Source organism: Shewanella sp. Isolate13, assembly GCF_022398325.1.
Classification (GTDB): domain Bacteria; phylum Pseudomonadota; class Gammaproteobacteria; order Enterobacterales; family Shewanellaceae; genus Shewanella.
Genome location: NZ_JAKEVD010000018.1, coordinates 90,838 through 113,577, shown reverse-complemented (window position 1 = coordinate 113,577; position 22,740 = coordinate 90,838). Strand labels below are relative to the sequence as shown.

Annotated in this window: 18 protein-coding genes and 1 rRNA gene; 1 reads left to right on the top strand and 18 read right to left on the bottom strand. The window is 47.5% G+C overall.

Features of this window, described 5'->3' with window-relative positions:
* The 3 genes from L1D44_RS12955 to L1D44_RS12945 form a co-directional block, all read right to left on the bottom strand.
* A 16S ribosomal RNA gene (locus L1D44_RS12955) occupies positions 1–179 on the bottom strand; the annotation flags it as partial.
* A gap of 1,024 nt (positions 180–1,203) precedes the next feature.
* Positions 1,204–3,927, bottom strand: coding sequence for a preprotein translocase subunit SecA (secA, locus tag L1D44_RS12950; RefSeq protein WP_239891215.1), 2,724 nt, complete (start codon positions 3,925–3,927; stop codon positions 1,204–1,206).
* A gap of 60 nt (positions 3,928–3,987) precedes the next feature.
* Positions 3,988–4,887, bottom strand: coding sequence for a M23 family metallopeptidase (locus tag L1D44_RS12945; protein ID WP_239891213.1), 900 nt, complete (start codon positions 4,885–4,887; stop codon positions 3,988–3,990).
* Positions 4,888–4,914: 27 nt separating this feature from the next.
* On the opposite strand from L1D44_RS12945, the gene L1D44_RS12940 reads away from it, so the two are divergent.
* On the top strand, positions 4,915–5,367 hold the full coding sequence (locus L1D44_RS12940; protein WP_220769533.1) for a DciA family protein: 453 nt from the start codon (positions 4,915–4,917) through the stop codon (positions 5,365–5,367).
* A 7-nt stretch (positions 5,368–5,374) separates the two neighbouring features.
* On the opposite strand, the gene lpxC is transcribed toward L1D44_RS12940, so the two are convergent.
* The 15 genes from lpxC to mraZ all read right to left on the bottom strand — a co-directional run bounded on the left by lpxC (position 5,375) and on the right by mraZ (position 22,381).
* Positions 5,375–6,295 carry a UDP-3-O-acyl-N-acetylglucosamine deacetylase gene (gene lpxC / locus L1D44_RS12935; RefSeq protein WP_220769534.1) on the bottom strand — a complete coding sequence of 307 codons (921 nt, stop codon included), beginning with the start codon at positions 6,293–6,295 and terminating at the stop codon, positions 5,375–5,377.
* A 177-nt stretch (positions 6,296–6,472) separates the two neighbouring features.
* Entirely contained in the window at positions 6,473–7,660 is a 1,188-nt protein-coding gene (gene ftsZ, locus L1D44_RS12930) for a cell division protein FtsZ (protein WP_239891211.1), read from the bottom strand.
* A 31-nt stretch (positions 7,661–7,691) separates the two neighbouring features.
* Positions 7,692–8,927 (bottom strand): cell division protein FtsA, encoded by a 1,236-nt coding sequence (gene ftsA, locus L1D44_RS12925; protein ID WP_220769536.1) that lies wholly within the window; start codon positions 8,925–8,927, stop codon positions 7,692–7,694.
* Between the two features lie 3 nt (positions 8,928–8,930).
* On the bottom strand, positions 8,931–9,695 hold the full coding sequence (locus L1D44_RS12920; protein ID WP_239891209.1) for a cell division protein FtsQ/DivIB: 765 nt from the start codon (positions 9,693–9,695) through the stop codon (positions 8,931–8,933).
* Between the two features lie 105 nt (positions 9,696–9,800).
* A complete protein-coding gene (murC, locus tag L1D44_RS12915; protein WP_239891208.1) occupies positions 9,801–11,270 on the bottom strand; it encodes a UDP-N-acetylmuramate--L-alanine ligase in 1,470 nt (489 codons plus the stop codon).
* Position 11,271: 1 nt separating this feature from the next.
* Positions 11,272–12,369 carry an undecaprenyldiphospho-muramoylpentapeptide beta-N-acetylglucosaminyltransferase gene (gene murG / locus L1D44_RS12910; RefSeq protein WP_239891225.1) on the bottom strand — a complete coding sequence of 366 codons (1,098 nt, stop codon included), beginning with the start codon at positions 12,367–12,369 and terminating at the stop codon, positions 11,272–11,274.
* An 11-nt stretch (positions 12,370–12,380) separates the two neighbouring features.
* Positions 12,381–13,598, bottom strand: a complete 1,218-nt coding sequence (gene ftsW, locus L1D44_RS12905; RefSeq protein ID WP_239891207.1) for a cell division protein FtsW — start codon at positions 13,596–13,598, stop codon at positions 12,381–12,383.
* On the bottom strand, positions 13,588–14,907 hold the full coding sequence (gene murD, locus L1D44_RS12900; RefSeq protein ID WP_239891205.1) for a UDP-N-acetylmuramoyl-L-alanine--D-glutamate ligase: 1,320 nt from the start codon (positions 14,905–14,907) through the stop codon (positions 13,588–13,590). Before murD ends, ftsW begins: the two co-directional genes overlap by 11 nt.
* Positions 14,908–14,958: 51 nt before the next feature.
* Positions 14,959–16,041, bottom strand: coding sequence for a phospho-N-acetylmuramoyl-pentapeptide-transferase (gene mraY, locus L1D44_RS12895; RefSeq protein WP_239891202.1), 1,083 nt, complete (start codon positions 16,039–16,041; stop codon positions 14,959–14,961).
* Positions 16,041–17,420, bottom strand: coding sequence for a UDP-N-acetylmuramoyl-tripeptide--D-alanyl-D-alanine ligase (murF, locus tag L1D44_RS12890; RefSeq protein WP_239891200.1), 1,380 nt, complete (start codon positions 17,418–17,420; stop codon positions 16,041–16,043). The genes mraY and murF overlap by 1 nt, the downstream gene beginning before the upstream one ends.
* A complete protein-coding gene (gene murE, locus L1D44_RS12885; protein WP_239891199.1) occupies positions 17,417–18,883 on the bottom strand; it encodes a UDP-N-acetylmuramoyl-L-alanyl-D-glutamate--2,6-diaminopimelate ligase in 1,467 nt (488 codons plus the stop codon). The genes murF and murE overlap by 4 nt, the downstream gene beginning before the upstream one ends.
* A complete protein-coding gene (locus tag L1D44_RS12880) occupies positions 18,883–20,619 on the bottom strand; it encodes a penicillin-binding transpeptidase domain-containing protein (protein WP_239891196.1) in 1,737 nt (578 codons plus the stop codon). The genes murE and L1D44_RS12880 overlap by 1 nt, the downstream gene beginning before the upstream one ends.
* Positions 20,616–20,930, bottom strand: coding sequence for a cell division protein FtsL (ftsL, locus tag L1D44_RS12875; protein ID WP_239891194.1), 315 nt, complete (start codon positions 20,928–20,930; stop codon positions 20,616–20,618). The genes L1D44_RS12880 and ftsL overlap by 4 nt, the downstream gene beginning before the upstream one ends.
* Positions 20,931–20,946: 16 nt before the next feature.
* Positions 20,947–21,894, bottom strand: coding sequence for a 16S rRNA (cytosine(1402)-N(4))-methyltransferase RsmH (gene rsmH, locus L1D44_RS12870; RefSeq protein WP_239891192.1), 948 nt, complete (start codon positions 21,892–21,894; stop codon positions 20,947–20,949).
* Positions 21,895–21,922: 28 nt separating this feature from the next.
* Positions 21,923–22,381 (bottom strand): division/cell wall cluster transcriptional repressor MraZ, encoded by a 459-nt coding sequence (gene mraZ / locus L1D44_RS12865; RefSeq protein ID WP_220769547.1) that lies wholly within the window; start codon positions 22,379–22,381, stop codon positions 21,923–21,925.
* Positions 22,382–22,740 lie beyond the last annotated feature (359 nt).

Genomic DNA, 22,740 nt, shown 5'->3' with positions numbered 1-22,740 from the left:
TGCGGTATTAGCAGTCGTTTCCAACTGTTATCCCCCTCGACTGGGCAGATACCTAGGCATTACTCACCCGTCCGCCGCTCGTCACCTCAGGAGCAAGCTCCCTTGTGTTACCGCTCGACTTGCATGTGTTAGGCCTGCCGCCAGCGTTCAATCTGAGCCATGATCAAACTCTTCAATTAAAGTTTTTTTGTTCGACTACGTCGAACGGCTCAATGAATTCTGTATTTTTTGCTTTCACTTTTTAAAAAAAAGTGAAGACAAAAGTCATATTGCTATGAACACTCATTCATTAAGTAAATTTTTGACTGCTTCGTTAGAAGACAGTTTCGAATAACTTAATCTCTGTGAGTGCCCACACAGATTTGCTTGTCATATTGTTAAAGAGCGTGAAGTCGTCTTTCAGACTTCGCCTTAGACGCTTAGGTCGTTTGGCTGAGGAGGCGTATTCTACACTCTCCAGTGTCGGCGTCAAGCGCTTATTTTAAGAAGTTTTTCAAGCGGTGATTTCTTAATCAGAAGTCGCTACCCGAAGCTCTTAAAGCGGTTGTCACCTGAGGTTAATTTCCGTAGAAGTTAATCTCTCTAACTCTGCTGCAAGTCCCGCCCTATCTAGCTTAACGCTGGGTAGGTGGCCTGCTGCGCCGTGTCAGTGGGGTCGCATTATAGGGAGATTTTAAAAGAGCGCAAGCGCTTTTTCCTATAATTTTAGACTTTTTTTAAGGTATTTAGTTAGGCACAATTTAGTCACTAGTTACCCTCAGAGTTATCCACAACCACCTCCAGAATTGTCGTTTTTTCACACTTCCAAACGATTCTATCCCTTCACCTAAATGGTAGTCGTTCCCCTTAAGTTATAAGCTCTGGTGACTCTTAACTATCTAGTCCGGTTTAACCTAGCCAGTATATATAGCTTAACTTTCTCTATACTGCCAATGTGCCCTGTAATACCAATTAGTATAAAGATTTGGTCGCTCAGCGAGAGTTTAGCGGCACTGAGACAAGGCAACGAGTGAAGAGCATAGTTATTCTACGTTCAAGCTTGTTAACGCAGTATCAGAGCCGCTAAAACTCGCCATTCTGGAGCGTTTTTGGCTGCCTACTTCAGCGTTGAATAACTTCACTCCATATATAAGAGCAATAAAAAAGGGGGACTCATATTAAGTCCCCCTTCTATCTATAGCTTTATTCGGTATAGCAGTGTTATCAGCTTAGCTTACCGTGGCATTGTTTATACTTCTTACCAGATCCACATGGGCATGGATCATTACGGCCAACTTTCTCACCATCACGAACAACTGGCTGAGTAGCAGCTAGCGCGGCACTTTCTTCTGCACCAACTAACGCTTCTGCTTCGGCGTGCTGATAATCACGACGGATCTTTGCGTCTTCTTGACGACGGCGCTCTTCCATCTCTTCTACATCAGATTGTGCCTGTACTTGTACTTTAGACAACACACTAATCACATCGTGCTTTAATGACTCAAGCATTTGCTGGAATAGCTCGAACGACTCGCGCTTATATTCCTGCTTAGGATTCTTCTGTGCATAGCCACGTAAATGGATCCCTTGACGAAGGTGATCCATCGCAGAAAGGTGTTCTTTCCAAAGACCATCTAAGGTTTGTAGCATTACCGCTTTTTCGAATTGACGTAGAACTTGCTCGCCTACCATCTCTTCTTTGGCTTTATATGCATTAACCCAAGTCTCAACAATACGCTCACGCAATGTCTCTTCGTGTAGGTCGTCTTCCTTATCTAACCACTCTTGAATAGGCAGACTCATCGCATATTCTTGCTGAAGACGCTTCTCTAGACCTTCTACGTCCCAAAGCTCTTCTACAGACTGACGTGGAATATACTGATCGATTAGACCATTAACCACATCTTCTTGAATATTAGTAATCGTATCTTTGATGCTTTCAGCATCCATCAATTCATTACGCTGGGCGTAAACAACTTGACGTTGGTCATTGGCAACATCATCGAACTCAAGTAACTGCTTACGGATATCGAAGTTACGCGCTTCAACTTTACGTTGTGCGTTTTCGATAGCACGTGACACCCATGGATGCTCAATCGCTTCGCCCTCTTCCATACCTAACTTCTTCATCATTGAAGAAACACGGTCAGAAGCGAAGATACGCATTAGGCTATCTTCCATAGATAGGTAGAAACGTGATGAACCCGCATCACCCTGACGGCCCGAACGACCACGTAGCTGGTTATCGATACGGCGAGATTCGTGACGCTCAGTACCAAGGATGTGTAGACCACCGGCTTCAACCACTTCATCATGACGAATTTTCCAGTCGGCCTTAATCTTGGCCTTCTGTTCATCAGTTGGATTGGTTAACGCGTCAATCTCCATGTTCCAGTTACCGCCTAACACGATATCGGTACCACGACCTGCCATGTTAGTGGCAACAGTTACCGCACCAGTGCGACCAGCTTGAGCAACGATGTCTGCTTCACGCTCGTGGAACTTGGCGTTCAAGATCTCATGGGGGATCTTTTCCTTTTTCAGCAAGCTGTGTAATAGTTCTGATTGCTCAATCGAAACCGTACCCACCAATACTGGCTGGCCGCGTTCACGACAACCAACGATATCTTTTACGATAGCCGCATATTTTTCTTGAGCCGTTAGATAAACCAGATCCGGATGGTCTTTACGTACCATTGGGCGGTTTGTCGGTACAACAACGGTATCTAGACCGTAGATGTGTTGGAACTCGAACGCTTCTGTGTCAGCTGTACCTGTCATACCAGCAAGCTTTTCATACTGGCGGAAGAAATTCTGGAAAGTAATCGATGCTAATGTTTGGTTTTCATTTTGAATATGAACGCCTTCTTTAGCTTCAACTGCTTGATGCAGACCTTCTGACCAACGACGACCTGGCATAGTACGGCCAGTGTGTTCATCGACAATAATGACTTCATTATCTTGAACGATATAGTCGACGTCTTTTTCAAATAATGTGTGAGCACGTAATGCGGCGTTAACATGGTGCAGCAATGAGATGTTAGCAGCAGAGTATAGTGAATCACCTTCTGCTAGCATGCCACGCTCAGTTAACAACACCTCGACCTTCTCTTGGCCGCGCTCAGTCATATGAACTTGCTTTGATTTCTCATCAACAGAGTAATCACCTTCACCCACATACTCTTCAGTATCTTCTTTCTCTTGAGCGATAAGGTTAGGAATTAGCGTGTTGATCTTGATATACAGCTCAGAACTATCTTCGGCAGCACCAGAAATAATTAACGGTGTACGTGCCTCATCGATAAGGATTGAGTCGACTTCATCGATTAGCGCATAGTGAAGTGGACGTTGTACACGTTCGCTTGGCGAGAACGCCATGTTGTCGCGCAGGTAGTCGAAACCAAATTCGTTGTTTGTACCGTAGGTGATATCGGCATCATAAGCGGCTTTCTTTTCAACTTGACCAAGACCCGCAACGTTAATACCAACGGTTAAGCCTAGGAATTCAAAAAGAGGACGGTTATTTTCAGCATCACGAGCAGCTAGGTAGTCGTTCACTGTAATAACGTGTACGCCTTTACCTGTTAGACCATTTAGATATGCAGGCAGAGTTGCCGTTAGGGTTTTACCTTCACCGGTACGCATTTCTGCGATGCGGTTACTATCCAAAATCATACCACCGATAAGCTGCACATCGAAATGACGCATCTCAAAGACACGCTTCGATGCTTCACGTACCGTCGCAAATGCTTCAGGTAAAACACCTTCTAATGATTCACCACCGTCTAAACGCTCGCGGAAGTGGGCGGTTTTTGCTTTTAATTCTTCATCTGATAGCTTTTCATACTCAGCTTCTAGTGCGTTAATCTTATTAACGACTTTACCAAATGCTTTAAGTGTACGATCGTTGCGACTACCAAATACTTTTGTCAGTAATTTACCAAACATCTGAACCACTTCTATGTTATTGGCCAAGTCCCTTTTAGAGTCTGAAAGCCGATTTTACGATTACCCTGCCTTGCGGTAGACATATTTTTGCGGATCTATCTGTTGTCCACCGCGCAACACTTCATAGTGTACATGAGGCCCAGTTGAGCGCCCAGTACTCCCCATAACTGCGATTTTATCGCCTTTAGCGACCACATCACCCACATTTACTGACAAAGCTTTATTGTGACCATAGCGAGTGCTTAGACCATTTCCATGATCAATTTCGACTAACTCACCATAACCAAACATCTTGTCTGCCCATGTAACCACACCACCTGCTGTTGCGATTACATCGGAGCCCTCTTTTCCGGCAAAGTCGATGCCTTTATGCATCGTGCGTTTACCGTTAAAAGGATCATTACGTAAACCGTAGGGCGAAGATAACCAACCTTTTTGAATTGGTCGCCCAGATATATAACGTTCTTCATCTATATGGAGATTAGATGCTACTGTTTCAAGTAGTGAAAGCTGAACATTATTATTATCTATTCGAGATACCAGCTCATCCATATCGGCGATAAGCTGATCGAGTTCGATGTTAGTACCTAATTCACTGATACCACCAACACCGACTTCTGAAGAGAAATCAAATTGATCTTCTAATTGATTATTTACTGCAACTTGTTGGCCCAGCGCTTCTAAGCGCGTAAGTTTAGCCTGCATACGGGCAACATGAGCCACCAACATCGAAAGCTGAGTTTCAGTCGCACTCTTCAGTGCAATTAACTCATCCTTTTGTTCTTCACGAGCCATACGCTCACTATCGACATTAGCTTGCTGCTGTGTAAGTTGCTTAGCATTGTGCTGATAAAGGCCTGTACCTGCTGCGATGAGCAGTATAGGTAAAAGCAGCCAACGCTTTCCTGGTTGCCAGCGGGTGGCACCATTTCGACCTTGAATAAAAACTGTTACACTCATAGCCTAATTAAGCCATTTTATTATCATATGAAAAAGCCCCCTCAGGATCTCAGTCAATTACTGCATCAGCAGGGCACTATGCCTAATCTAGCTGAAAAAGCAGAACTGTTACTACACTTAGATCACTACGTGAAACAAGTGCTAACTGGTCCAGTGACAGAGCAACTTAAGGTTGCCAATTTACGTCAAGGGATCTTGGTTATTGAAACAACTACGGCTGCATGGGCGGCAAGAATAAACTTCCAAAAACCCAAAATACTACAATTGCTACAAGCCGAAACGCTACCCATGCTTACCGCAATCGAAGTTAAAGTCAACCCAAGCTTGTTAATGTATGAAACAAAACCCAAGGCCGCTCACAACCTAATTAGTGAAAATGCCGCCGCTCATATAGAGGCGTTAGCTGAACATACAGAGGGGACATTAGCGCTAAAACTAAAACGGCTGGCTGCATTAGCCAGCCGTTCAAGGCAATCTTAGTTCGCAGTTAAGCGAATACAGCCCCCGCGGGAACTGAGAAGCTGACAGGTGCGTCGGCTTCTTTTTCAAAGCTCACGATTTCCCAAGCGTCTTGCTGTGCAAGCATGGCACGCACTAACTGGTTGTTAAGTGCATGTCCTGTTTTGTAAGCACAGAACTCACCAACAATTGCATGACCAGCCACATATAGATCACCAAAGGCATCAAGAATCTTGTGCTTAACGAACTCGTCCTCATAACGCAGGCCATCGGGGTTGAGGACGCGATATTCGTCAAGTACAACAGCATTTTCCATGCTGCCGCCTAGTGCAAGATTATTCGCTCTTAGGTATTCAATATCACGCATAAAACCAAAAGTTCTTGCACGGCTGATATCTTTAACAAAAGCAGACGATGAAAAATCCATAACCATATGCTGCTGACTACGAGCGATCTCTGGGTGGTTAAAGTCAATTGCGAAATCAACTCTGAAGCCTTTAAAAGGTTTCAACTCAGCCCACTTATCACCGTCTTCGACACGGATTGGTTTAGTAATTTTGATGTATTTTTTAGCTGCGCTCTGCTCTTGAATACCAACTGATTGCAGTAGGAAAACAAAAGGACTCGCACTGCCATCCATAATAGGAATTTCAGGCGCGTCAACTTCGATAACTGCGTTATCAATGCCTAGTCCGGCTAGCGCTGCAAATAGATGCTCAATTGTTGAGATACGAACACCATCGTCATTTACCAAAGCGGTACACATAGTCGTCTCACGCACTTGATCGGCAACAGCTGGAATTTCCACTGCTGGCGTCAAATCGGTACGAACTAGCTTAATGCCGGTATTAACTGGTGCGGGCTTAATGATCAAAGTCACCTTGTTGCCGGAATGCAATCCAACACCAGTAGTCTTAACCATTTCTTTTACAGTTCTTTGAAAAATCATGTATTTACCCGTTTATTATCTCAACAAAAAAGCACTAACCACACACTTTTTAGTCGTGTGTAGGCGATGCTGGTCGGATATCTTAGCATATCTTTGCAAATTCACCAAAATTCACTCAGCTTTTCGACAACACTTTAGTATTGCCTTATATTTCTTAACTATTTATTAACACTTAAGTTAATCAGCTTGCTTACGCAAAAATGCTGGGATATCCAAGTAGTCAAGTTCATTCTTTTTCTCGGTCACAGGTGTCGCCACTTGTGGCTGAGCTGCGGTAGCAGTATTACCATGAGATACAGTCGGTGTAATCGTATCTTCAGGGGTAATGTTTTCAACGCGAGTTTCAGCAGGAACGATTGGTTCTGGACGCGGAGCAGGCTTTGAAACCAACTGAATGTCAGGCTTCTTCTCTGCGCCGATACCCGTTGCAACAACCGTTACGCGTAGCTCGTCAGACATTTCTGGATCGATAACCGCACCCACAACGACTGTAGCGTTATCAGACGCATAAGCCTTAACATGGTTACCCACAGTTTCGAACTCTTCGATACTCATATCCATGCCTGCAGTGATGTTCACAAGCACGCCGCGAGCGCCAGCAAGATCGATATCTTCTAGTAGCGGGCTAGCCACAGCAGCTTCCGCCGCTTCTTCTGCGCGGTCTTCACCACTTGCGACACCGGTGCCCATCATGGCATTACCCATTTCTGACATCACGGTTTTCACGTCGGCGAAGTCGACGTTGATTAGACCTGGACGAGTAATAAGTTCAGCAATACCTTGAACAGCACCAAGCAATACGTTGTTAGCTGCAGCAAACGCATCTAATAAAGAAGTACCGCGGCCTAGCACTTTAAGTAACTTCTCGTTAGGGATGGTAATTAACGAGTCCACGTGCTTCGCTAACTGCTCAATACCCTGGTCTGCGAAGGTCATGCGCTTCTTACCTTCGAATGGGAAAGGCTTAGTCACAACAGCAACCGTTAGAATGCCTTCTTCACGAGCAATCTCTGCTACCACTGGAGCTGCACCAGTACCGGTACCACCGCCCATACCCGCAGCGATAAAGATCATGTCTGAACCTTTAATCGCATTACGAATGCTTTCTTTGTCTTCTTCTGCCGCTAAACGACCGATTTCAGGGTTTGCGCCAGCCCCTAAACCTTTAGTTACGTCACGACCTAATTGAATTGTGGTTGATGCAGCAGACTTACGCAGCGCCTGTGCGTCAGTATTTGTTGCCACAAACTCAACACCTTCGATGTTGTGTTTAACCATATGCTCGACAGCGTTACCGCCGCCACCACCGACACCGATGACCTTAATCACCGCTTCGTCTGAATGACTATCCATGATCTCAAACATGGTCTTTTCTCCGTTCTGCCTGCGTTATTAACTAAAACTCACCTTTAAACCAACTCTGGACCCGATTCCAAAGACTGGTGACCCCTTGTCGCTCAGGACGCTCGAACTGACGCTCGATCACTCTGCGCGCACCATAGTGAAGCAACCCAACTCCGGTAGAGTAAATAGGCTGATCCACATATTCATGTAAACCTTTAACTGGCAGCGGCTGTGCCATTCTTACTGGCATGCCAAATGTCGCTTCGGCAATATCCACAGCACCTTCAATCGATGCCGTACCGCCGGTAATAACAATGCCCGCCGCAACTTGATCTTCTAAACCGCTATCGCGTAACTGCTTTAAGATCAGTTCAAATAATTCTTGGTATCTAGGTTCAACCACTTCCGCCAGCGTATGACGCGACATGCTACGAGACGGACGACCGCCCACAGAAGGCACTTCGATACTGTCTTCACGGCTCACCATTGAACTACGAGCGCTGGCGTGCTGTACCTTAATCTGTTCAGCGTGAGATAAAGGGGTACGGAATATCTTAGCGATATCGTTAGTCACCTGATTACCCGCAACTGGAACCACTGCGCAATGACGCAGTGCACCGTTGGTATAAACCGCGATATCAGTTGTACCACCGCCCATATCGACCAAACAGACACCTAAGTCTTTCTCATCGTCGGTCAACACAGAGTCGGCCGAAGCAATCGCCGAGAACACTAGATCATCGACTTTCAATCCACAGCGCTCAACGCTCTTGGTAATGTTCTTAGCCATATCGTTGGCGCAAGTCACGATGTGTACCTTGGCTTCCATACGCATACCTGACATGCCTATTGGGCTCTTAATACCATCTTGCACATCGATTGCGTACTCTTGCGGCAATACATGCAAGATACGACGTTCCGTTGGGATCTTTACCGAGCGTGCCGTGTGGATGACATTATCAACGTCTTCCTGCGTCACCTCTTCGTCATTAATCGATACCATGCCATTTTCGTTCTGACATTCGATATGTTTACCCGAGATACTCAAGTAAACCGAAGAGACTTGGCAATCCGCCATGAGCTCAGCTTGGTCTAGTGCTCTTTGCACACTACGAACGATAGAGTCGAGATCGTTAACGCCACCTTTATCCATCCCTCTTGAAGGATGATTTCCAAGGCCGACAATACTGATCTCACCGTCAGGCAACACTTCACCAATGATCACAGCGACCTTTGATGTCCCTATGTCCAATCCCACGATCAGATTTCTATCTAGATTCTTGGTCATTAATTAACGGCTCTCTTTCTTTGCATCATCCCAACCTACGGCCAAACCTGTGTCGTAGCGCAAATCCACAATCGCTACCTGCTTATCCTGCTTAGTAAGCTGCGGGTAGACGTGGATAAATCTTTGTATCCTTGCCATCTTGTCTTCGCGGCCCAATTCCAGCTTTATGCCGTTATTGAGCTGTGCGTGCCAAGCATGCCTTGGGCTCAAACTTAAACTCTGTAAGTTAAAGCCATTAATTCTTAATAGTTCACCCAACTGCTGGTAAGTAGTTAGCACCGACTTACTTTGCTCTTCAGGGCCGGTCAAGAAAGGTAAGTTAGGTATACCTTCTTTTATTGGTGCATCAAACACTTCGCCATAAATATTGAGCCAATCATCACCATTCCAATGTGCGACTGGCTTTTGTTCAACCAGATAGACCTTCAATTTCGCAGGCCACTCTCGTCTCACCGAGGCTTGATACACCCAAGGTAAATCTTCTAACGCATCTTGCACCTGATTAACATCGGCGGAGAAAAAGCTTCGCTGCATTAAATCCTGCAGTGCAACTTGGATCTCCTTGTCGCTGGTATATAACCGCTCTCCGCTAATCGCAACCGCTTCAATAGGTAGCGCATCGGCATCATTTAGTACGGAATTGAGTTTCATTACTGCCATCGATAAACCGATCAATACACACAGTAAAAACACCACTCCGAAACACAGATACCAATCGGCTTGCGAAAGCAAAACCCGAACACGCTGACCTTTATCGCGCCAAGACACCTTTAGGCTTCCTTTTGCAACCGTAAGCCCGGAAAATCGGCCATTATATAGCCCTTATTCCAAGCGTCAAAATTTGATGAGTAAGTTAAGCTATATCGCTCTAAATTACGCATTTTTTTCATCTGTCGACGCAGAATCAAACCCTAAATTCGACTCAGCGAGACTGCGTGACAACATGCCAATACTGCCTGCCCCTTGGGTCAGCAGCAGATCTCCGTCTTGCAAGATCTCCGGTAATACCGTTTCTAACTGCTCGGTGCTGGCAACAAATACCGGTTCAACCTGACCACGCACTCGAATCGAGCGACATAGTGCACGGCTATCGGCACCTGGAATAGGCGCTTCGCCCGCAGCATAAACATCGAGCATCAATAAGCAATCGACTTGTGATAAGACCTCAACAAAGTCTTCATAAAGATCGCGAGTACGGCTATAACGGTGGGGCTGATAGATCATCACTAGACGACGCTCAGGCCAACCCAGTCTGGCAGCCTTAATGGTTGCAGCGACTTCGCTTGGGTGATGACCATAGTCATCGACCAATTTAATCTCGCCTTTGCTTGTCGCGAACTCCCCGATCTGCTGGAAGCGACGACCGATACCTTGAAACTCAGCCAAAGCAGCAACAATCGCTTCATCTTCAATATCATCTTCAGTCGCAACCGCAATTGCAGCCAGCGAATTCAATACATTGTGCTCGCCAGGCAGGTTGACCGATAACTGCAGGTCCTCAAAACCAGCACGTCTAACGGTAAACTCGCAGCTATAGCCTGTCTGCTTGAAATCTAGCGCACGAACATCGGCATCTTCACTGAAACCGTAAGTCACGATGCGGCGACCGATACGTGGAATAAGCTCACGCACAATAGGGTCGTCGATACACACCACTGCAACACCATAGAAAGGCAGGTTATGCAGGAAGTCGACGAAGGTTGTTTTAAGCTTCTCTAGATCGCCTTCATAGGTATCCATATGGTCAGCTTCGATATTCGTCACTACGCTAACCATCGGCTGCAGATGCAAGAAGCTCGCATCACTCTCATCCGCCTCGGCAATAAGATAACGGCTGCGACCTAATCTGGCATTGGTGCCAGCACTATTGAGCAAGCCACCGATCACAAATGTTGGATCGCGTTCAGCCTGCGCATAAACACTGGCGATCAAGCTAGTCGTGGTCGTTTTCCCGTGGGTGCCGGCAACAGCAACGCCATGACGGTAACGCATCAGCTCCGCTAGCATCTCAGCACGGCGTACCACAGGGATCCTTAGCTCTTTTGCTGCCACTAACTCTGGGTTATCAGCACTGATCGCCGTAGAAACAACGACCACATCCACATCTTTAATCTGACTGGCATCATGGCCAATATAGATAGTCGCGCCAAGTTGAGTTAATCGCTCAGTCACCGCACTCTGGGCGATATCAGAACCACTTAACTTGTAACCTTCATTAACAAGCACTTCCGCTATGCCGCCCATACCGGCACCACCTATTCCAACGAAATAGATGTGCTTAACCCTGCGCATTTCAGGGATCATGGATCTTAGCTGCGAATACTTCTCTGCTTTGTTACTCATCTCAACCCTTCTGTGCTAATCGAATACAGACGTTGGCGACTCTTTGCGTTGCATCTAAGATCGCTACGTCTCGAGCACGTTGGCCCATATTGCATAATTCTTGTTTGTCAGATGCCAGCATCGACAACTTAGTCATCAACTTGCTGGTATCTACGATCGGCTGTGGCAACAGGAAAGCTGCCCCAGCGTTAACTAAAACTTTGGCATTCTTCGTTTGATGGTCATCTACCGCATGTGGGTAAGGCACCAATAAGCTCGGCAAGCCTACGGCGGCCAACTCAGATACGGTTAACGCGCCTGAACGACAAACCACCACATCGGCCCAACGATATGCCGCTTCCATATCGTCGATAAACTCGGCAACACTGACGCTACCATCTTGGCCTAGTCGCTGGTATTCCGCCTTCACCGCTGCCAGGTTATCACGCCCGACTTGATGCCAAACCGTCATAGAGTGAGTCTTGCTCACCCCCTGCAACACGCTCGGCATCACATCATTAAAAATCTTCGCCCCTAAACTACCGCCAACAACGAGTACCTTTAGCGAGTCATCATCACAGGAATGCTCGCGCTTATCTCCAAGGGCAATCAACTCTTTACGAATAGGGTTACCCACCGTTTCCGCCTTGATGTCGGTAAAGGTGCCTTCAAAGGCGCACAGCACTTCAGATGCGATGCGCGACAATAATCTATTGGTCATGCCAGGAATGGCATTTTGCTCATGCAACACCAGTGGGATACCGCAAAGCTTGGCAGCGACGCCACCAGGACCACTGGCAAAACCGCCCATGCCCATCACCACATCGGGCTTAAAGCTCTTAATGACAGCGCGCGCTTGCATCACCGAGCGCAGGATCTTAAAAGGCGCGGCCAACTTACGCATCAAGCCATTACCACGTACGCCCTTAATATCGATAAAGTCGATATCGAAGCCATGTTGAGGCACAAGCCTCGCTTCCATTCGCTCAGCCGTGCCTAACCAACGTACTTTCCAGCCTTGCTGGCTTAAATACTTAGCTACTGCTAACGCAGGAAACACATGACCGCCGGTACCGCCTGCCATGATTAAAATGCGTTTTTCTTCAGCTTGGTTAGTCATCATCTCACTCATTATTTGTTTGTCCGGCCTTCGATGGCCTGGATAACACTCAATCTTCTTTCATGGTCAATTCGGATCAGCATCATAGCTGCCGCCGTCATCACCCATAAACTACTGCCGCCATAACTAATAAATGGCAGGGTTAATCCTTTGGTTGGCAACATACCGATACTGGCACCGACGTTTACCACCGTCTGGAAACAGATCCAGATGCCGATGCCGTAGGCTAAATAGCCTTCAAATGCACGCTCCAGTGCCAAACACATGTTGCCCAGCTTAATCGCTCGCAGTGCCACAAACAGCAACACTGACAAAACAGCGATAATGCCAATAAACCCAAGCTCTTCGCCAATCACCGCAAAGATAAAGTCGGTATGTGCCTCAGGCAGATACTCCAACTTCTGAATACTGTTACCTAGACCCTGACCAAACCAATCTCCGCGCCCATAGGCCATCAGTGACTGAGTCAGCTGATAACCGCTGCCAAACGGATCTTGCCATGGGTCAAGAAACGAGGTGACTCGTCGCATACGATATGGCTCTAACAGTACAAGCGCCACGAATGCCAGGATCCCGGTTAAGATCAGCGCGAAGAAATCCAGTAATCGCGCCCCGGCTAAAAACAGCAAGCCGACCGTGCCAACAAATAGCACCACAACCGTCCCTAAGTCAGGCTGCATCAAAATCAAAAACGCATACACGGCAAAAACAGCAATCGGCTTATAGAAGCCTTTAGCATTTTCCCTGATCTCTTGGTGGCGCCTTACCAAGTAACCCGCCATATAGATGGCGAAGGCAAACTTAGCTATCTCGGCAACCTGAATACGGATAGGCCCGATAGATAGCCAACGGGTCGCCCCGTTTACCGTGGTTCCCACAATTAACACCGCCACCAACATGATGCCTACGATCAGCAACAGCAGCGGGCTAAAATTTTGCCAATGACGCATCTCTACTTGTAAAACCACTGCGGCAATGATTACACAGCCCACAAGGTAAGCGCCATGACGCCAAACAAAATGAAACGGGTTTCCCGTTAAAGTCTGCGCCTCTGGCATAGAGGCTGACATCACCATAACAAAGCCAAAACAGATCAACGACAAAACGGCAAATAATAATGCTCTATCGTACAGCTGCATCCCAGGCGCAGATCTGTCACTAAACAGATTTGGCAACGACCATTTAATGCGGTTGCCAAACAGGCTTAACTGCTTCTCACTACTCGCCATGGATCGCTTCAACTAGGCTGCGGAACTCATCTCCACGGGCCATAAAGTTGGAATACATATCTAAACTTGAGCAAGCGGGCGACAAGATCACGATATCACCGGCGGTGGCTAACTCATTGGCCTTCGCCACGGCCTCTGCCATGGTGGAGACTTTTATCGCCTCGGGTTTTAATGCCGCAATTTTGTCAGCATCTTTACCTAAAACAATTAACTGACTGACTTTCTCAAGCACTGGCTCTAGCGGTTTAAAGTCTGCGCCTTTACCATCACCACCGGCGATCAAAATCAATTCACCTAAGTGTTCACTTAAGCCGTCAATGGCGGCAACCGTAGCACCGATGTTTGTCGCCTTAGAGTCGTTGACATAAGTCACACCGGCAATATCAGCAACCACTTCACAACGGTGAGCGAGGCCTAAGAATGCCTTAGCAACCTCTATCTGGAAATCACGTTCAATACCTGCCGCCGTGGCTAACGCCATCGCGGCGATAATGTTCGCTTGGTTGTGACTCCCCACAAGTGCAACATCACTCACAGGCATTATCTGGCTGCTGCCTTGTACTATCATGCCGCCAGCAATCCCCCAATCATCAACCTCTGGAGCATCTAAACCGAAGCTTTGTTGGTTAGTTGGATTCTTAGGGATAGTTAACGCGTCTTCGCGATTAAACAGCACCATTTTGCTCTGTTTATAGAGCTTAAGCTTGGCCTGACGGTATGACTCAAGGTCGCTGTAGCGATCCATATGATCTTCACTAATGTTGAGGCAAGTTGCCGCAACGCACTGCAAGCTATGGGTCGTTTCTAACTGGAAACTCGATAGCTCTAGGATATACAGATCTTTAGGCTCGAGGAGTAGATCCAGTGCTGGCACACCGATATTGCCACCGACAGCGTAAGAGCAGCCACTGGCTTTAGCCATCTCACCCACTAAGGTGGTGACAGTCGTCTTGCCGTTAGAGCCTGTGATACCGATAACCTTGGCTGACGTTTCAGCCACAGCGCGGGCAAACAGCTCAACATCACCGATCACCTCGATGCCCATATCAAACGCAACCCTAACCTCTGGGGTTTCGCACGCAATACCAGGACTAATGATGATCTGCTGTGCCTGCACCAAGTAACGACAGTCGAAGCCGCCGGTGATAAGAGTCACTTGCGGAAACTCTGCAGCCAAGCTCTCAGCCCCTGGCGGTTGAACTCGACTATCCATGACTAAAGGAATAATTCCTTGCCCACACAGGTAACGCACAACAGATAAACCTGTTGCACCTAAACCTAAAACTATGTGTGAATATTGCTGCGCCATATCAGACCTATCTACTCTTCTATATAAAATGAGTTAGTTAATTTAACTCGATTATCTCAATTTCAAGGTTGCTAGCCCAAGCAGAACTAGGAACAAAGAGATAATCCAAAATCGAACAATGACTCGTGGCTCCGGCCAGCCCTTCAACTCATAATGATGATGAATAGGTGCCATACGGAAGATGCGCTGGCCACGTAGTTTGTACGAGCCCACCTGCAAGATTACCGACACGGTCTCCATAACGAACACGCCGCCCATAATCACCAATAAGATCTCTTGACGCACAAGTACCGCGATTGCACCTAATGCCGCGCCTAAAGATAACGAGCCTACGTCACCCATGAATACTTGTGCCGGGTAGGTGTTGAACCATAAAAAGCCTAAACCAGCCCCCACAATCGCCGTACACACAATCACTAGTTCACCCGCTCCAGGCAGATAAGGCAGGTGCAAGTAGTTAGCAAACTGAACGTGACCGGAAAGGTAGGCAATCAAGGCAAATGCCGCTGCAACCATAACTGTCGGCATAATTGCCAAACCATCTAGCCCATCGGTTAGGTTCACCGCATTACTTGAGCCGACAATCGTGAAGTAAACCAATATGATAAAGAAGCCACCAAGCTGGGGCATGATGTCTTTAAAGAAAGGTACAACGAGTTGAGTTTCGCCTGGACTTTGCGCCGATGCATACAGATAAACGGCAATCACCAGTGCAGCCAAAGACTGCAGCAGATATTTCCACTTAGCGATCAATCCCTTGGTGTCTTTTCTGACCACTTTACGATAATCATCGATAAAGCCAATCAAACCGAAAGTTGCCAAAACGAAGAGCACGACCCACACATAGCGGCTACCCAGATCGCCCCAAAGCAAGACACTGATAAACACACCCGCAAGGATCAGCAAGCCCCCCATGGTTGGCGTGCCACGCTTACTAAAATGCGACTCAGGACCATCGTTACGCACGACTTGACCAATCTGCATTAACTGCAAACGCTCGATCATCTTTGGTCCCCACCAAAGACTAAACACCATTGCTGTCATCAAGCCTAAAATGGCTCGAAACGTCACATATGAAAATACATTAAACCCACTATAAAATTGGGTTAAATACTCAGCCAGGTAAACCAGCATTAAACAAACTCCCCGCGACCAAAGGCCGTTGTTAAAGCTTCGACTACACGTTCCATTCTCGCACTGCGAGAACCTTTCACTAACACGGTAATTTCGACAGGTAATTCGTTAATGTATTGAATTAACCCCGCAACCAGATCATCTATATCCGTGTAGTGTTTGGAACCAAAAGCATGACTCGCACCCTCACTTAGTGTGCCAACACAAAATAGCGCATTGACGCCTTTCGTCTTGGCTAATTCCCCAAGCTCACGATGCAAAAGGGCGGCATTGTCGCCTAATTCGCCCAAATCGCCCAGTACTAAACAGCGATTTCCTTTAATTTCTTGAAGCCAGTCAATTGCAGCGCCAACAGAAGCCGGGTTTGCGTTATAGCTATCATCGATCACCGTCACCCGCCCAAGAGCGCTTGGTAACATGCGTCCCTTTACTGGCTTTAGCTGGCTAAGTCCTTGGCAAATATGGCTCAAAGATAAACCAAGCGCGAGACAGATACTGGTTGCCGCTAGGGCATTTGAAACCTGATGACGCCCAGCTAAGGGCAAAGACACCTGTTGCGTTTGGTTATTATGATTAATGGTGAAGCTATAGCGGCCGTAGTTATCGCTACTCAATTCACTCGCCGAAATATCGAGATCTCGGCTAATGTCACTTTCTATGCCAAAGCGCAGTTGCTTTAGATGAGCCGAAGCATCAAGCATCACATCTGCAAATGGATCATCGGCATTGATCACCGCTGTGCCACCACTTGCAACATGATTAAAGATTTCAGATTTCGCCTTGGCAACACCTTGCAGCGAACCGAACCCTTCAAGATGAGCCGAAGCAACGTTATTCACCATGGCCACGCAAGGTTTGACTAGGCTAGAGGTGTAATCAATTTCGCCAGCATGGTTAGCACCAAGTTCAAACACGCCAAACTCGTCACCTTGCTCTAATCTCAACAGGGTTAATGGCACGCCAATTTCATTATTGAAGTTACCCGCGGTATAGAGCACTTGGTGCTCTTGCGACAAGATAGTCGCTATCATCTCTTTGACGCTGGTTTTACCATTGGAACCAGTTAGTGCCACACAAGTAGGAGCAATCTGCTCGCGCACATAGGCGCCAATATCACCCATCGCGCGCTGACTATTCGCCACGACAATTTGTGCAGCGTCTATCGGTAACTCTCTTTCTACCAACAATGCATTCGCACCGGCATCAACCGCCGCTTGAGCAAAATTGTGGCCATCAAAATTTTCACCTTTCAACGCCACGAAAAGCGTCTTGCTATCTACCGCTCGACTGTCGCTAGAGACACTATCGATTGGCAGATCGTCGCCAATCAGCTGGCCATTGAGGCGCGCCGCTAACTCGGCTAAAGAAACCCTGATCATGCATCACCTTCGGCAAGCGCTTTTGCGAATGCCCTTTCATCGTAATTCAACTTTTTACCGTTAACTTCTTGATAGGTTTCATGGCCCTTGCCTGCCAGTAACACCATATCGCCTGCATTTGCCTGAGCGATAATCTCTTTAATCGCTAGCTGACGGTCTACCTGCGACAAGGCAGCTTCAGGACGCTGCAAGCCCGTAAAAATATCGGCAATAATGGCCTTAGGCTCTTCGCTTCTGCAGTTATCACTGGTGACCATCACGCGGTCGGCAAACTGCTCTGCACTCGCCGCCATCATTGGACGCTTACCCTTGTCTCTATCACCGCCGCAACCGAATAAGCACCACAGCTGCCCTTTACAGTGCACACGCAGCGCTTTTAACGCCTGCTCGATTGCATCCGGCGTATGGGCGTAGTCAACCACTAGTGTGACGCCATCTTTACCGGTGAAGCGCTCCATTCGTCCAGCTACAGGCTCAAGCTTGGCCGCAAGCGCTACAAGCACGTGCATATCTTCACCCAGCAGGTAAAGCGCACCGAGCGCCGCAACCAAATTAGACAGGTTAAAATCACCCAGTAGTGGTGAACTAAGCTGAGCTTCGCCAGTTGGCCACACTAAGGTGCAAGACACGCCGCCATCATGAAAATGGTTGTCTTTGGTATAAATTGCAGCCGTAGCATCCCCTTTGACACTAAAGCCTAATAACTTGTCAGAGGCTAAATCGGTCAGCCACTCACGGCCGACGGGGTCATCGGTATTGATTAAACCACCGCGCAGGTTGGCGAACTGGAATAGGCGCTTCTTGGCGATGCCATAAGCTTCCATCGTATGGTGATAATCGAGGTGATCTCTGCTTAAGTTGGTAAACACCGCCACATCAAAGGGAACTGCTTCGACTCTCCCCTGTACTAAACCGTGGCTAGAGACTTCCATCGCACAAGTATCTGCGCCCCGTTGTTCAAATTCCTGCAACTGCTTAATAAGCGTGACAGGATCGGCGGTGGTGTTACCGCTATCGACAAGTTCGCCCCATAGACCATTGCCTAAGGTACCCATTACAGCTGTGTGTTTATTTTGTAATAACTGCAGCTGAGCAATCAGCTGAGTCACCGAGGTTTTACCATTGGTTCCTGTCACACCGACAATCTGCGGCCGCGCTTGAGACAGAGGATAAGCCTGAGCCGCCAAGGCAGATATTTGCCTGTTCAGCTGAAAAAATAGGATCTGTAATCCACCTTCGTTAACCACGGTGCCGTGCTTTTCCGGTGAATCTGTGTGCACCAGCGCCGCTTTAGCGCCGCGCTCCAATGCCCCTGCAATAAACTGCCTGCCATCGACTTGATAACCTGGAATTGCGACAAACAGGTCGCCCTCTTTTACTGCGCGGCTATCCAAGGTGATATCCAAGAAATCTTCAGATCCTGAATAATGAAACCATGGTGCCAGCAGATCGCGGATCAGCATTATTCTACACTCCTAGAATGTGCCGCTAGACGCACCTTCTCTCGATTTGAAATCGGTTCTACATTGAGCATCTGCAGTGCACCAGACATCACAGATGCAAAGACTGGCGCCGCCACATCACCACCATAATAACGATCGCCTTTAGGCTCGTTAACGACCACAGCAATGGCTAATTTGGGATTATGTACTGGCGCAACACCGGCAAATAACGCGACGTAGTCTTCACCATAGCCACCAGCAACCGCCTTACGCGCGGTGCCCGTCTTACCCGCTACAGGATAACCTTCGATATGGGCCTTACGTGCGGTGCCGCCTTTCTCGGTCACCCCCACTAGCATCTCCATTACGCCTTGTGCCACTTCTGGTGAGAGTACCTGGGTGCCTTGTGGCTCTTGCTTAAGCTTTAAGATTGAAACCGGGTAGAGTACGCCCTTGTTTCCTAAAATTGAGTACATTCTGGCAAGCTGCAATGGTGTTGCCATCAAGCCATAACCAAATGATAGCGTGGCTCGCTCAAACTCAGACCAGCGACGACGGTCGTGAATAAGGCCTGCACTTTCACCCTCTAAGTTAATACCCGAATAGTTACCTAGCCCCATTGTCTGGTAGGCTCCTAACAGCTCTTGCACAGGCATTGATAACGCAATCTTGGTCATACCAACGTTACTGGAGTGCACCAAGATACCACTTAGGGAAAGGTCGCCATAGTTGCGACCATCACGGACAATTTTACCACCAATGCGCATTCGCCCAGGATTGGTCTTGATGATGTCATCCGCTTTAATGGTGCCCGCTTCAAGCGCGGCTGCGACCACAAATGGCTTGATGGTTGAACCGGGTTCGTAAGAGTCGGTTAACGCACGATTTCGCATACGATAGCTCTGCAGCCCTTCACGAGAGTTAGGGTTATAGGAGGGCGTATTCGCCATCGCTAACACTTCCCCCGTGTGCACATCTAACACCACAATCGAGCCAGAAGTCGCTTGGTTGATCTCGGTGGCTTTTTTCAATTCACGGTAGGCAAGCTGCTGAATACGCTGATCAATACTCAACACCAAGTCGTTCGGGCTCTCGCCTTCTTGCACCATATCTAGGCGCTCAACAACATGACCGTCTCGGGACTTACGCACTTTTTGCTTGCTTGGGGTTCCCGTGAGCCAATCGTTATAGGTGTTCTCTATCCCTTCGATACCTTTGTCATCGATATTGGTAATACCGACTAGCTGCGCCGAGATCTCACCCGTTGGGTAGTAACGACGAGACTCAGATTTAAGATAGACGCCAGGTAGCTTTAGCTGCTTGATATAGTCGGCAACGGCTGGTGTCACTTGACGCTTAAGGTAGGTAAAACGCTTACGTGGATTTAATTGGACTCTATCTAAAATTTCATCTTTTGGCTCGTGCAATACATCCGCCAGCGCTTGCCAGCGACGCATATCTGCAAAGCCATTTTTATCATGCACCACTTTAGGGTCGGCATAGACCGCCTTAACCGGTACGCTAACCGCCAGCATCTCGCCATTGCGGTCGGTAATCAGTCCACGCTGCACCTCACGACTGGTGGTACGCAGGGTACGCATATCACTTTCGTGGCGTAGTTTTTCAGGCTCAATAATCTGGATGTAAGCCGCACGACCAACCAAACTGGTAAACATCAGGCAGACAAAAGCCACAACGACGTATAGACGCCATTGGATCAACTGTGGTTTTTGTTTACGCTTCGCTTGTTTACTCATGGCACTCTTACCACAACCTCATCTTTTGGTAATGGACGGTTCATGTTGAGCTCTTTAGTCGCTATCCGGGTTATTCGGCTATGTTCTGAACGAGACTGCTCTTCGAGTAGCAAGTTACGCCACTCAATATCTAGCCTGTCTCGCTCTTGTAATAACTGCTCCCATTGACTGGTGTACTTTCTGCCTTCATAGCTGGTATACACCACCGCAATCGCATTCATGATGACTAGCACTGCTAGCATCATGACCCATTTGTGGTGCCATAGATCGAGCAACACGATGCGGGTTAAATTCAATTGAGCTTTACTCACCTAAGCCTCTTATCGCTTATGCTTCGTATGGCAAACGCTCGGCGACACGCAGTACAGAGCTTCGTGCCCTTGCATTACGTTCAACCTCTTCCGCGGATGGCTTAATCGCCTTACCCACGGCCTTTAATTTGCGTGACTTATTAATCTCAGCCTCAGTAATTGGCAAACCGTGAGGTACGCTCTCACCTTGACTATTACGGCGAATAAAACGCTTCACCATACGGTCTTCAAGTGAGTGGAAGCTGATCACCGATAGTCGTCCTTCCGGCGCTAAGACCGTCAGTGCACCTTCTAGGGCTTGATCGATCTGCTCTAGTTCACTGTTGATGTAGATACGAATGGCTTGGAATACACGTGTCGCTGGATGCTTATTGCGCTCCTTGCTCTTAGTGATCCGAGCAATTAAGTCTGCTAACTCTTTGGTGCGCAAAAATGGCGTCTTATCACGATCGGCCGCGATACAACGAGCGATATGGCGAGCATTCTTCTCTTCGCCATAGGTCTTAAATACCCATGCCATATCTTCAATTTCTGCGCGGGCAAGCCACTGTGCAGCGGTCTCACCTTGGGAGTTATCCATACGCATATCCAGAGGACCGTCACGCAAGAAACTAAAGCCACGCTCGGCATCGTCTAACTGCGGCGATGACACACCAAAGTCCAGTAGCACACCATCGATCTGGCCTTTCAAGCCTAAATCTTCAACATACTCAGCTAACTGGCCGAAACCACCATGAACAATCTGAAAACGACTGTCGTCTTTAAACTGCTCTGCCGCAGCAATAGCCTGCGGATCGCGGTCGATAGCAATCAGCCTTCCATTCGGTCCAAGCTCTTCAAGAACTTTTCGAGAATGACCACCGCGACCGAATGTGCCATCGATATAGATGCCATCGGGTCTTATGTTTAAGCCTGCAACGGTTTCCGTTAGCAGCACTGATAGGTGTTCAAATTCTTGTGTCATGGTTTCTTCTACTTTTAAGTATCACTGGTTACAGTGAGAAATCTGCCAAACGTTCGTTAGCAGCCAAGTCTTCATTAAGAATCGCTTCGCGACTCTGCTCAATCTGTTGCTGCCATGCAGCTTCGTCCCATAACTCAAACTTATTGAGTTGGCCGACTAACATTGCCCGCTTATCTAAGTTGGCATATTGACGCAATGGGGTCGGTAATAACATGCGGCCATTACCGTCTAATTCACACTCATGGGCATATCCGAGCAATAATCTTTTCATCGCTCGTTCGGTAGGCTGTGTGTCGGAAAGAGATGCGAGTTTAGCAGCAACTTGCTCCCACTCATGAATGGGATACAGCAGTAAACAAGAGGATTGAATATCTACAGTGATAACAAGTTGATTATTATGGCGGGCATGCAAGGTCTCACGGTATCGCTTAGGTATAGCGATCCGGCCTTTTGCATCTAGATTAATAGCGCTTGCCCCTGAAAACACCTTATATCATCCCTGTTGCTCTATAAAATATCCCACAAATATCCACATTTCCCCACAACAGCTAAGTTTAGGGATAGAACGCAAGGCTTGTCAAGGAAAGCCGCAGATTTAAAAATCCAGCAACCAAGCGGGCTAGCAGCCAATTTTGTTTCATTTTAAACAAAGCTGTTAAAGGGGATTTATGTGGAGATTTACGACCCTATAAAGCTTAAAAAGCAGCAAAAACAGACAGAAGAGTGGTGTTAACTGTAATAGAACAGGCCATATTGTGGACTTTTTTCCCATAATGACAATGTTATTGGGAGGAGGAATTAACCCGATAGAGCCATTTACCTCTTAGAAGCTGCACTAAAAATACA